Below are 12,902 nucleotides of genomic sequence, written 5' to 3'. Positions count from 1 at the left end.
TAAGAAAGTCCCCAACGACTAGCCAATAAAACGGCGCCCGTCGGCGATGTTGCCGGCGAGCGCCGTTGTCGTGTGGGTGTCTATGCTGTGCGGGCTGCCGTTGAGCGACCGGGTCTGTGCTCTACAGCGAGTCGATAAAGCGCTGCTGGGCGGCACGTCCCGCCTCGTCCCACTTAAAGACGCCGGCGTTGTCGAGCACGTGGCCAAACACCACGCCGACCTCCTCGTGCAGGATATCGATGGCGTTGTCGGCTGTAAGCTCGTCGGCGCGGCGAGCAAAGACGTCCTCGGCCCACGCGGCATGGCTGCGACAAAGATCATCGCCCTCGAGCGCGCTAGCAAGGTCGTAGCTGGCATCGACCTTGGCCGCCAGCAGGTGCTCGCGGACAGCGCCGAGCTCGGGAACCAGGCGCGGCGGCAAAATGGCCAGGCCCATGACCTCGATCAGGCCGATGTTCTCCTTCTTAATGTGGTGGTACTCGGCATGCGGGTGGAATACGCCCAGCGGATGCTCGTCAGTCGTGATGTTGCAGCGAAGCGCCAGGTAGGCCTCGTAGATTTCGCCGCCGGCATTGCCGCGGGAGTCGACGCGGCGGATGACGGGCGTCACGGTGTTGTGCGCCACGCCATCGGCTGTGTGCGCGACGACGCCAACCGACTCATCGGTCCACTCCCGCCATGCCAGGATAATCTTCTCGGCGGCGTCGAGCAGCTGAGCGCGGTCATGCGAGCGCAGGCGCAGCACCGAGAGCGGCCACTGCAGCACGGTACCGCTGACCTGGTCAAAACCGGGCACGCTAAACTGCGAGACCTCGGCGGCATGCATCATGGGGAACTCGTGCGCGCCGCCCTGGAAGTGGTCGTGCGACAAGATCGAGCCGCCCACGATGGGCAGGTCGGCGTTAGAGCCGATGAAGTAGTGCGGGAACAGGTCCACAAAATCGAGCAGGCAGGTCAGACCCTTGCGGTCGACGTGCATCGGACGATGCTCGGAGCTCATAGCAATGCAGTGCTCGTTAAAGTACGCGTACGGGCTGTACTGGAAGCCCCAGCGCTCGCCGTCGAGCTGGATAGGGATAACTCGCAGGTTCTGACGGGCGGGATGGGCACCGCCGTCGGCTGCGGCGGAGCGTCCGGGATACCCCTCGTTTTCGATGCAGAGCTGGCAGGCGGGATACTTCTCGCCCGTGTTTTTGGCGGCACCGGCCGCGGCAATATCGCGCGGGTCCTTCTCGGGCTTTGACAGGTTGATAGTGATCTCCAGGTCGCCCCAGTTGGTGGAAGTGCTCCATTTGATGTTGCGCGCGATGGCGGCACGGCGCACGTAGCCGGCGTCGCAGCACAGGCCGTAGAACCAGTCAGTCGCGGCGCGGGGCTCGTTGACGCCCATGCGTCCGTTGAACTCCTCGTTTACAACCGAAGGCCTCGGCATGAGCATGCCCATGATGCGCATGGCGATGCGGTCGCGGCCCGACGCCGTGTCCTCGGCGGCACCGTTGGCAACGGCAGTCTCGGAAAGCGCGGCAAGCGTGCCTTCAAGGTCAAAGTCGGGGAGGGTATCGGGGTGCAAGAGCGAGAGCTTCTCGGTCTGCAGCGCCCAGGCCATGTCGAGCGCCGGGCCCGTAGCGCCGATGCACTCGAGAATGGTGTTATACGCCCAGATGCGATCGTCCTGGCCGATCATCGATCGGTGGATAGCGTACTCGATCAGGTTCTGCGCGGCCTCGCGCACGTCAGTCATTACAGCCATGCCGCGTAAGCCCCCTTGTCAGAAATTGCGTAGTGGCGGGCAGAGCCCTCGCCCAGCCAGCCGTTCATCTTGGTGATAAAGGTGTCGACCAGGTCGAGCGGCACGAAGGCCTGGATGGTGCCACCAAAGCCGCCACCGTGGATACGGACGGCGCCACGGCCGTCGAGCACGTGCTCGGCCAGTGCCAGGGCATACATCGAAGGCTGCTCGGAGCCCAGCTTGGCAACGACATTCTGCAGGTACATGGCAGAGCTGGCGCCGGACTCGCGCGTCAGGACCAGGAACTGATCGATGTCGCCGGCGTTCAGGGCAGCCCAGCGCTTATCGACCAGGCCGTTTTCGTACCAGTAGTGAACGGCGCGCAGGCAGGCGCGGTCGCCCAGCTTGGCGCGCAGCTCGGGGAGCTTGGCGTCAAAGTCCGCCACGTTTACCTCGCACAGGCGTGCCTTGCCAAACTCGGCAGCGACGTCCTGCATCTCGCGCGGAACGGCGGCGTAGTCGTCGGTGGCGGCCACGTGGTCGGCACCGACCTTAACGAGCACGAGCGCATAACCGTGATCCTCAAAGTTGAGCTCGAGCTTCTGGGTTTTAGGCTGAGCCTGATCCTCAAAGTCCATGTAGGCGAGGCCGCCCAAGCAAACGGCGGCCTGGTCCATCAGACCGCAGGGCTTGCCGTAATAGTTGTTCTCGGTGCGCTGGCTCATCTGGGCGAGCGCGACGGGCTCGATGGCGGGTGCGTCCCAGAGCGTCTCCATGGCGCGACCGTATGCCGCCTCGACAGCAGCGGAGCTCGAAAGACCGCCGCCCGAGGGGACGGAGCAGGTGAAGGCAAAGTCGAAGCCCTGGGGCTCAACGCCCAGAGCAGCGATTTCGTGGGCCATGCCGCGGACGAGGCTCGCGGACGTGCCCTTCTCGGACTCCTGAACGTCTAGCGTGTCGAGCGCGATTTCAAACGTGGGATAGCCCTCGTCGGCTACGCGAACCTTGTTGGAATCGGTTGCCACGGCGATGCCGTCGACGGCGACATCGAGCGAGCCGGCGATAACGTGGCCACCCTCGTGGTCAGTGTGGTTGCCGCTGATCTCGGAGCGGCCGGGCGCGTGCACGTAGAGCACCTGGCGGTCGCCGATGGGGCCAAACTCCTCCTCGAACAGCTTGGTGAGCGTGGCGAGTGTCTTTTTGTCGGGGGTGGTCATGGGGGGTCCTTTCCTTGACGCGGGAGAGACTGGTCCGTGTCATTATGAGTACGTTAACAATTTTGAGCACCACAAACCAGACGGTCGCGGTGCCGCACGTTAATGGGTATGTTAACGTACTCATAACACAACGCATATCTATTTTTGAGAATCTGGTAATCGGTAGATTTTCGGCCGTGAACGGTGTGGCTGTATGGACTTATAAAGCAGAAGAGATGCAGATAGAAAAAGTAGAGTACGTTAACATGCGTCCGACGATAGCGGTCCTCGGCGCGGGGTGTATTTTTGCTCGGCCGGCATTCACGCTATTCAGATCTCGCAAGGGTGAAGGTGATTCTGTGGCAAGGCGCCCGTCCAACGATACAGGCACGCGTCCGGTCTCCATGGCCGACGTCGCCCGCGCTGCTGGCGTTTCACAGCAGACGGTTTCGCGCGTCGCAAACGGCTTGCCCAACGTGAACGAGCAGACGCGCCAACGCGTGCAGGCCGCCATGCAAGAGCTCGGCTTTCGTCCGAGTTATGCCGGTCGCTCGCTGCGCGACGGCCGTTACCATTCGGTCGGCCTGTGCGTCAACGATGTCACCAAGTTTGGCAACCTCTCAATGATCGACGGCATCGCCAGCGCTGCTCGCGAGCATAATTGCGCCATCACGCTGGTCGAGATGTCCAAGACCGAGGAGTTTTCGCTTGCCGAGGCAACGCGTCGCATGGCCGCACTGCCCGTGGACGGCATCATTATCGGCATGAGTCGCATGGCGCCCGATTTTGAGACGTTTGATCCACTGCCGGGCATTGGTACGGTCATCGTTACCATGTACGCGCATCCGCGGGTGACCACGGTCGATTCCGACCATTACGGCTGCTCGCTATTGCTTATGGACCACCTGTTTGAGCTGGGGCACGAGCAAATTCGCTATATTGGCGGCCCGTCGTTCTCGGTTGACGAACAATTTCGTCGCGCCGGTTGGCAGGATGCACTCGAGCGTAAACACATCGAGCCGGCAGAGCCGCTCGAGGGAGACTGGTCTGCCAACAGCGGTTACGAGGCCGGTAGGTATCTGGCCGAACACGACCGCACCATGACGGCGATTTACGCGGCAAACGATCAGATGGCAAATGGCGCAATTGCAGCGCTGCGCGATAGCGGCTTGCGCGTGCCCGAGGACGTAAGCGTGGTGGGCGTCGATGACTCGCTCGACGACTTTGTCGCGCATAACGAGCTCACGACCGTTCGATTCGATTTGCATCAGCGCGGACGCGAGGTATTCGAGCATGCGGTTCCCGAGGCGGGGGCAACGGATAAAACCGTCGCCATTCGCATTCCCGGTCAGCTTATCGTTCGACATACCACGGCAGCGCCTCACGTATAGTTTGTGCAGGTGAACGGCGGTATATTCCGCCTCAAAAACAATCGGTAAGGATGCTGACAGATAGCCGTGGCTATGAAGGCGAGTGTTATGATAGACGGGCTCTTTTGTCTATCTAGGAGGCTTTGCCTGATGGAGATCACCAAGGATATCCGCTACATTGGCGTCGACGATCACGACATTGACCTGTTCGAGGGCCAGTACGACGTGTCCGAGAACGGTATGGCATACAACAGCTACGTTATCTTGGGCGACAAGATCGCCGTCGCCGATTCGGTTGACGCTGACTTTGTCGACGAGTGGCTCGGCAACCTCGAGGCCGTGCTCGATGGCCGTACGCCCGACTACCTGGTCGTCCATCACATGGAGCCCGATCACTCCGCCGGCATCGCTGCCTTTATGGAGCGCTACCCCCAGGCCCAGATTGTGGCTAGCATGGGTGCCTTCCGCATGATGGTCAACTACTTTGGCACCGACTTCCCCGAGCGCAAGATGGTCGTCAAAGAGGGCGACGTGCTCGACCTGGGCGGCCACAGCTTGACCTTTATCGGCGCCCCCAACGTTCACTGGCCCGAGGTGATTTTCTCCTACGAGGCCACCGACAAGGTGCTCTTTAGTGCCGACGGCTTTGGCAAGTTTGGCGCCAACGACGTCGAGGATCCCGAGGGCTGGGCCTGCGAGGCTCGCCGCTACTACTTTGGCATCGTCGGTAAGTTCGGCAAGTTCGTGCAGGCCGTCCTCAAGAAGGCCGCCGACCTGGATATCCAGATCATCTGCCCGCTCCACGGCCCCGTGCTGACCGAGAACCTGGGCTACTACCTCGACACCTATAACACCTGGTCGAGCTATCAGCCCGAGGACGAGGGCATCACGATCGCATATGCGAGCGTGTATGGCCATCTGAAGACGGCCGTCGAGGAGCTCGCATCTGCGCTCGAGGCCCGCGGCCAGAAGGTCTCCGTCTTTGACCTGGCTCGCGACGATATGGCCGAGGCCGTTGAGGATGCGTTCCGCTACGACCGTCTGGTGCTCGCCTCCATTACCTATCAGGGCGAGATCTTCCCGTGCATGAGCACCTTTATCCACACGCTCGCCGAGCATGCCTACCAGAACCGCACCGTGGCGCTTGTCGAGTCCGGTTCCTGGGCGCCCGCAGCTGCCAAGGTTATGACCAAGGAGCTCGAGGGCATGAAGGACATCACCCTAGCGCAGAACAAGGTGACCGTGCTGGGCTCGCTCAACGACGCCTCGCGCGCCCAGATCGAGGCCCTCGCCGACGAGCTGTCCAAGTAACGACACGTTCACTTTTGACGCTCAACCATCACAACCACCACAAAGGGGACAGGCACCTTTGTGGTGGTTTTTGTTTAAGCGCCGGCGATGATGAGGGCTGGACGTGCGCTGTCGGTGGCCTCGGCGATTGAAGTGGCGACGGCATGATCGGGGTCACGGTCCATCACGATGGTGTCGACATCGGTCAGCTCGGCAAAGCGGTACATGCCGCGTCCGCTAACCTTGCTGGCGTCCATGAGGGCGACGCTTTGATGGGCCGCGGCGATCATAGCCGTTTTGGTCTCGGCCATCTGGGGAAAGTCGGTCGTAAAGCCGCAGCTGGAGACAAAGGCGCCGGGGCACATGACGGCCAGATCGGCATGGACCATTTGGAGCGCCTGCATAGTGAGCGGTCCGTACAAATAACGATGGCCTTTGCGCAGCGCCCCGCCCAGCATGACGACATCGACTGAGGGCATGCTCTCGTCGATGTAATCGGCAATGGTAATGTCGGCCGTGATGACGGTGATACCGTCGCGCTGATCGAGGAGCCGGACGAACTCGAGCGCCGTGGTGCCCGAGTCGACGAGCAGCGTGTCGCCGTCATTGACGAGCTCGATGGCGCTTTGCGCGATGGCCTGCTTGGCGGCGACGTTGACATTGATGCGGCGATCCTGCGTGGAGACGGTCAGACGTTTGTGGAGTGATACGGCACCGCCGTGCGTGCGGCGCAGCTTGCCTGCTTCGGCGAGCGCGTCCAGGTCGGCGCGGGCGGTGACGGAGGACACGCCAAAGGTCTGGGCGATTTCTGCTACCTGCACCGAGGCATTATGATCGAGCATTTCCATAATGGCGGCACGGCGTTCGTCGGCAAAAGCGCGGTTGGTGGCTTGGGCCATGCTTGCTCCATTCTCGGCTAAATTTGCAGGAATTGTGTTGACTCTATTTTCGTTCATTTTCTTTTTGAGTAAGAAAACACCTTTCGATTACTTATCTTTTCTATAAAAGAAAGACACTGAACGCCCAAAATTCAATATCGAACATGTCCACTCGGCTCAAATTCCTTCCGTTTACTTTTCAAAAACGACGGTATTGACCTGCATGGGCTCAATATCTCGCACGTGCAAAGCCGCTGAATTTCATACAATGAACGCAGTAAAACGCAAGGTAAAACGCCTTGTGAACAACTACGCCCGATGTCCAGATGCGGGCGAGGGAGAGGAGCAAACGCTCATGGCACTTGTTACCACCGAAAAGATGCTCAAGGACGCTCAGGCCGGCCACTACGCCGTCGGCGCGTTCAACGTCGAGAACCTCGAGTTTGTTATGGCCGTTCTGGCCGCTGCCGAGGAGACCAAGTCCCCCGTCATCATGCAGACCACCCCGGGCACCATCAAGACCGCTGGTCTGGACTACTTCTACGGCATGGTCAAGGCTGCTGCCGAGCGCGCTTCCGTGCCCGTCGCTCTGCACCTCGATCACGGCGATGGCTATGACCGCTGCATGCAGGCTTTCCGCACGGGCTACACCTCTGTCATGATTGACGGCTCGCACGAGTCCTTCGAGGACAACATCGCCCTGACCAAGTCCGTCGCCGATGCTGGCCGCGCCATGGGCGTGCCCGTCGAGGCTGAGCTCGGTAAGGTTGGCGGCAAGGAGGACGACGGTCCCGCGGTTGAGGGCGAGAGCCCCTACACCGATCCGGCCGAGGCCAAGGAGTTCGTCGAGCGTACCGGCTGCACCTCCCTCGCTATTGGCGTTGGCACCAGCCACGGTGTGTACACGAGCGATCCGCACATCGAGCAGTCCGTGGTCAAGGCCATTCGCGACGCCGTCGACGTGCCGCTGGTTCTGCACGGCACCTCCGGTGTGCCCGATGAGCAGGTTGCCGAGGCTGTGAAGAACGGCATCTGCAAGGTTAACTACGCTACCGAGCTGCGTCAGGCCTACACCAAGGGCTTCATGGCCTACATGGCCGAGAACCCCGCCTGCTTCGATCCCAAGAAGCCGGCTAAGGAGGGTATGCGTGAGATCACCGAGCTGGTTAAGATCCGCATGACCAACCTTAACTCTGTGGGCAAAGCAGAGTAACAGCAAGGGTACTCTGATCCCACCGGACGGCTTGGGCGGGTCCTCGTACTTAGTTTCCAAAACGTCCTCGCGCATGAAGGCCCCCGTTGCCTCGCTTCTACGAAGCGTTGGCAACGGGGGCCTTCGCGCTGCGGAATGATTTTGGAAACTAAGTACGGGGACCCGCCCAAGCCGTCCTGCTCGATCGCCCTTGTGGCGTTGGGGCGGAAATGGGTGGGGCGTCAGGGCTTCTTTGCTGATGAGGGGTTAGTATGCCCGGGCTTGGTTGGGGAATGACTTGTTTAGGGATGCTTGGAGCTTTTCGAACGATGCTCGCAAGTTGAGGCTCTGGTCGGTTGAGCGTTTGGCTTTTGTGGTGGGGGAGTCGAGGAGGCCGTTTCTCTGTGTCGGGGGGAAGGAGAAAAGGTCTGCATGTTTTAGGGATGGCTGCTGTGCTGCGTCATTGGAAGAATGCATGCTTATGCGGCCTCCTCGATGTCCACCAAAAGATAGCGCACGGGGTGTGCTGCTAGGTCCCGTGCGTTGGCAGTATTATGCCGCGGACGTCGCAAAGAAGCGCTAAAGAAAGGCTTAATGAGGTTTGCAATTACGATGAAACCGCAGGTTAAAGCTATCGAGTAACACTCTTGAAAGGTTTTGGACTTAAGGGCTTTCTAAGGTTTGTGACGCGGATGTGGCGCGGACGTGCGGAGCGTGTGAATGCTCGCTGTTAGCGCTGTGGCTCTGCGGCGCGCACCTGCTCGATGGCCTTTTCCATGGTGGCGTCGATGCGGTCTTTTTTGAGTTCGCATTCCCAGATGGTTATGGGTGTCCAGCCCATTTGAGTGAGCGCTGCCACCGCGGCGCGATCGCGCTCGACGTTGCGACGGAATTTTGCTTCCCAAAACTCAACATTGCGTTTGGGCTGACTGGGATTGCATTTGGGGCAACGGTGCCAAAAGCAGCCATTGACGAAGATGGCGATCTTGCGGCCGGGGAAGGCGATGTCGGGCTTGCCGGGGACCTTCCATTCTAGGCGATAGCCTGTGAGCCCCGCTGCGCGCAAGCGCTGGCGAACGAGCAGCTCGGGCTTGGTGTTGGCGCGCTTGTTGCCCTTCATGGACTTTTTGATGGCGGCGCGACGGCGCACCAGTTCGCGCTCGTCAGCGGAAAGGTCCGAGGTGTCGATACCGTCGAGCAGACCGGGCTTGGGACGTTTTTTGCTGCGGCGCTTAGGTGCGCGCTTGGGTTTGGTGGCGGGCTCGTCGGTCGTGGCGGCCTCGGCGTCGTTGGCGGCGCCGTTGGCCTCAAGCCGATCTTCCTTCAGTTCAATCAGGGCATCAATGAGCCCCTTGTCGGCGGGCATCCACTCAACAGTGGCAAGCGAGGTGCGTGGAATCCAGCGGATATCGAGCTGGCGGTCGTGCTTCTGAGGCTCATCGGATTCTTTAGCCAGCGAGCAGTAGTAGCACTCCATGGAGAGATGAAAATCGGGGTAGTCATACTCAACGGTGTAAAAATCGCGCAGGTTGGTGACTTTTACCTGCAGCTCTTCCATGAGCTCGCGGCGTACGGCGTCCTCGGGTGTCTCGCCGCGCATGAGCTTGCCACCGGGGAACTCCCAAAGTCCCAGCATGTCGCCATAGCCGCGCTGCACGGCAAGCAGCTCGTCAGATCCTTCCTTGCGAATGATCCCAGCGGCAACATGAACAGTCTTCAACAGGAGTCCTCTCTCAACATCAACACGCGGCAGGTTAGCTACCCGTACCTTACACAACGGTAAGGCAAGCGTAAGCCATATCGATGGTAGCCGACTCGTCTTCTTGCGACTATAGATGCCGTAAACTAATCGCAAGAAAGGACTCGGTATGCAAACCACGCACATGGCGACCCCGGTACTGGAGGTCGCGCATCTCGAAAAGGTATATGGGGCGCTGGGCAATGTGACCCGCGCGCTCAACGACGTCAGCTTTACCGTCAACCGCGGCGAATTTGTTGGCATCATGGGCGCTTCGGGTTCGGGCAAGTCGACGTTGCTCAACTGCGTTTCGACCATCGATAGCGCCACGAGCGGCACCATCCGCATCAACGGGCAGGACGTAACACGCATGAAGCAGGCTAAGCTTTCGCAGTTCCGCCGCGAGGAGCTCGGCTTTATCTTCCAGGACTCCAATCTGCTCGATACGCTCACGGCACGCGAGAACATCGCCCTGCCGCTCACCATCGCCCGCACAAACTCGGCAGAGATCTCGACCCGCGTGCAGGATGTGGCAGCGCGCCTGTCCATCAGTCAGGTGCTCGGCAAGTATCCCTACCAGATGTCCGGCGGTCAGCAGCAGCGCGTTGCCGCGGCTCGCGCGCTCGTCACCGACCCCACCATGATCATGGCCGACGAGCCCACCGGCGCCCTCGATTCCAAGAGCGCTCGCCTGCTGCTCGAGAGCCTGGAGGCCCTTAACCGCCGCCTACGCGCCACCGTGCTCATGGTCACGCACGACAGCTTTGCCGCCAGCTACACGAGCCGTGTGCTGTTTATCCGAGACGGCAAGATTTTCACCGAGCTGCGCCGCGGCGACACCGACCGCCGAGAATTCTTCGACCGCATTATGGAGGTCGTTGCCATGATGGGCGGTGAGGGCTCCGATGCTCTGTAAACTCGCTTGGGGCAACGTCCGCCGTGCCGGCCGCGACTACCTCGTCTACCTTTTGACGCTCACCCTGGGCGTCACGGTCTTCTATGCCTTCAACACCATCTCGATGCAGGTCGACATCGCCGGAATCGATGAAGAGGGCTTGGCGCAGGTTATGGGCAGCATGCTCGGCGACCTGACGTACTTTTTGGCCGGTGTCATGGCCTTTTTGATGGTGTATGCCAATAACTTCATCATGAAACGCCGCAAGAAGGAGTTTGGCCTGTACCAGGTGCTCGGCATGGGGCGCGGGCGCGTCGCCACGATCATGGCGCTCGAGACCGTGATAGTATCGGTCGTGGCCTTTGTCGCCGGCATTGTGCTGGGTGTGGGACTCTCCCAGCTCATGACGTTCTTTACGGCCTCGCTCTTTAAGACACAGATCGCCAATTTCCACTTCTTTTTCTCGGTGCATGCGTTCAATCTTACCCTTGCCTGCATGCTCGTAATGTTTGTGCTCACGCTACTGCTGAACCTTCGCGCCGTGCGTCGTACCAAACTCATCGAGCTTATGGGTGCCGAGCGTCGCAACGAGAGCATCAAGACGCGCAACCCCTGGATCGCGATTGCCATTTTTGCTGTGGGCGTGGTGCTTGTGGGCGTGGCCTATTACCGTCTGCTACGTGATGGGTTCCCGCTAACCGCGACGGACAGCAAGCTGCAAGAGGCCATGAACCAGTTTGGTATTACGACCGCTATGGTTACCGTGGGCACCTTTGCCCTGTTCTGGGGACTCTCGGGCATGCTCATCAAGCTGCTGCAGAGCCTGCGCGGCGTGTATTGGCGCGGCCTCAACATGTTTACCGTGCGCCAGCTTGCGGCCAAGGTCAACACGGTGTGCTTTTCGATGGGCGTCATCGCGATGCTCCTGTTTTTGGCCATCACCTCGGTGACGTGCGGTATGTCGATTGCCAACGTGATGAACGAAAACCTGGAGCGCTATAACCCTGTTGATGTGTCTCAGACGTATGTCTATTACACGCCCGATACGCTCGACTTCTACAAAGAGTCTTTCAATCCGTCTGAGGCCGATCGCATGGTGCTGGCCGATAGTACGGTCGATTTGTACTCCGCATGGCACGGCGATACATGGCACGGCGATCGTAAGGGCAAGTCGGCGGACAACAACGACGAGATCGGCAAGAAGGTCAATATCGCCGATGTTGCCGGTGAGCATGTGCAGATCGATTCGTATCTGAGTTACCCGCTTGGCGGCTCGAATCCTTCGGTGATTCCAAGTGAGATGTGCAAGACCATGGGCGAAAAGCTTCCCAAGGCGTTCGGGGGTAGCAATGCCGATGCGATGGGTCTGTTTGTGACGCCGGCGAGCCAGTACAACAAACTGCGCCAGATGATGGGCGAGGAGCCGGTGCACATCGGTCGCGACCAGTATCTGCTCACGTGTGATATGGGCGGCGAGCTGGTCGACCTGTACACCAAGTATATGGCTGGCGGCCATGCCCTTACCTTGGGCGGGCATACGCTCAAGCCCGCAGCCGATAAGTCGGACGAAGATACGGCGGCCATCGCCAACTCGGCGATGGGTAGTAATCCGGGCACCGTCGTCGTTGCCGACGAGCTGTTGTCCCAACTTAATCTGCAGCCGTATTCCAGTAGCCTGCTCGTTAACTACAAACAGGGGATGGATACAACCGAGGCAGACGAGAGCATTAAATACACTGTGCTCGACAATCTGCTCGTTGACGGCAAGGAGTCGGGGTCGTGGGGAACCTTCATCACACGCTCCGAGATGTACACGCAGGCAGCGCAAATGAACGGTCTTATTAGCTACCTAGCCATCTACATCGGCTTTGTATTGGTCGTTGCATGCGCGGCGATACTGTCGATCCAGCAGCTCTCCAATGTGGCCGACGGCAGCCGCAGCTATCGTGTGCTGGCACAGATCGGCTGCGACGACCGCCAGATTCGCCATTCGGTGATGGCACAGCAAGCGGTATTCTTCCTGTTCCCGCTGGCATTGGGCCTGGCGCACTCCTTTGTGGCACTTAAGGTGATCATCGAGCTGGTGAGCATATTCGGAAATATGAGCATCGGTGGCACCGTGGGCCTCACCTGTGCAATCTTCCTGGCAGCCTACGGCGGCTACTTCCTGGTGACCTACCTCATGAGCACCGGCATGGTACAAGCCGCCATCGCCACCCGCTACAGCGAGTAACAAGCGGGCAAAATCGTCGCAAAATCAGAGGCGTATGACCGCCGCGAAGGGACCAGGGGCCCTTTCGCGGCGGTTTTTGCCAATCTGGTGCGTCTCAGATACAAGTGAGTAGACTTTTTTGAACCTGCCGAGCACATCGCGACAAATGATCTATAAAACCGCAGGTCAGAACTGTGGCGTTTTGGGGCGTGCTTGCCCTCCTGCAAAAAGCCTACTCACTTGGTTTTTCTGCTAGAAGACCGCCACGAGGGAAGGCAACTCCCCCGGGTAGTCGTTGGGGACGTTCTTAAACGACTAGTCAAACAAGAACGTCCCCAACGACTACTTTGCGGGTAGCTAAAAGAGCCCCATCCTAAATTAGCTGCCCCGCCAACACCGCAG

General features: G+C 59.8%; 9 protein-coding genes. 5 read left to right on the top strand and 4 right to left on the bottom strand.

What is annotated here, in order from left to right; all coding sequences use genetic code 11:
- Positions 1-121: 121 nt before the first annotated feature.
- The gene (locus GPK42_RS00175; protein ID WP_252199993.1) at positions 122-1,750 is read right to left on the bottom strand and encodes a UDP-glucose--hexose-1-phosphate uridylyltransferase; all 1,629 of its coding nucleotides are present in this window, start codon (positions 1,748-1,750) and stop codon (positions 122-124) included.
- Positions 1,741-2,946, bottom strand: coding sequence for a galactokinase (locus GPK42_RS00170; protein ID WP_215692663.1), 1,206 nt, complete (start codon positions 2,944-2,946; stop codon positions 1,741-1,743). Before GPK42_RS00170 ends, GPK42_RS00175 begins: the two co-directional genes overlap by 10 nt.
- Positions 2,947-3,329: 383 nt before the next feature.
- Between GPK42_RS00170 and GPK42_RS00165 the strand changes: the two genes are divergently transcribed.
- Both GPK42_RS00165 and GPK42_RS00160 read left to right on the top strand, forming a co-directional pair.
- Positions 3,330-4,316: a LacI family DNA-binding transcriptional regulator gene (locus GPK42_RS00165; protein ID WP_195503300.1), complete on the top strand. Its 987-nt coding sequence runs from the start codon at positions 3,330-3,332 to the stop codon at positions 4,314-4,316.
- A 129-nt stretch (positions 4,317-4,445) separates the two neighbouring features.
- On the top strand, positions 4,446-5,606 hold the full coding sequence (locus GPK42_RS00160) for an FprA family A-type flavoprotein (protein ID WP_252199992.1): 1,161 nt from the start codon (positions 4,446-4,448) through the stop codon (positions 5,604-5,606).
- 74 nt (positions 5,607-5,680) lie between these two features.
- On the opposite strand, the gene GPK42_RS00155 is transcribed toward GPK42_RS00160, so the two are convergent.
- Positions 5,681-6,484, bottom strand: coding sequence for a DeoR/GlpR family DNA-binding transcription regulator (locus GPK42_RS00155; protein ID WP_215692659.1), 804 nt, complete (start codon positions 6,482-6,484; stop codon positions 5,681-5,683).
- A 334-nt stretch (positions 6,485-6,818) separates the two neighbouring features.
- Between GPK42_RS00155 and GPK42_RS00150 the strand changes: the two genes are divergently transcribed.
- Entirely contained in the window at positions 6,819-7,676 is an 858-nt protein-coding gene (locus GPK42_RS00150; RefSeq protein ID WP_022095149.1) for a class II fructose-bisphosphate aldolase, read from the top strand.
- Between the two features lie 709 nt (positions 7,677-8,385).
- Here GPK42_RS00150 and vsr read toward each other — a convergent pair.
- Entirely contained in the window at positions 8,386-9,375 is a 990-nt protein-coding gene (vsr, locus tag GPK42_RS00145; RefSeq protein ID WP_215692657.1) for a DNA mismatch endonuclease Vsr, read from the bottom strand.
- 148 nt (positions 9,376-9,523) lie between these two features.
- On the opposite strand from vsr, the gene GPK42_RS00140 reads away from it, so the two are divergent.
- Positions 9,524-10,309 carry an ABC transporter ATP-binding protein gene (locus GPK42_RS00140; protein ID WP_275950409.1) on the top strand — a complete coding sequence of 262 codons (786 nt, stop codon included), beginning with the start codon at positions 9,524-9,526 and terminating at the stop codon, positions 10,307-10,309.
- A complete protein-coding gene (locus GPK42_RS00135; RefSeq protein WP_215692655.1) occupies positions 10,299-12,521 on the top strand; it encodes an ABC transporter permease in 2,223 nt (740 codons plus the stop codon). The genes GPK42_RS00140 and GPK42_RS00135 overlap by 11 nt, the downstream gene beginning before the upstream one ends.
- Positions 12,522-12,902 lie beyond the last annotated feature (381 nt).

The sequence above is a fragment of the Collinsella aerofaciens genome, assembly GCF_018785265.1.
In the GTDB taxonomy this organism is placed as follows: domain Bacteria; phylum Actinomycetota; class Coriobacteriia; order Coriobacteriales; family Coriobacteriaceae; genus Collinsella; species Collinsella aerofaciens_AI.
The sequence above is the reverse complement of the archived record's forward strand: the minus strand, read 5'-3'. Positions and strand labels throughout refer to the sequence as shown.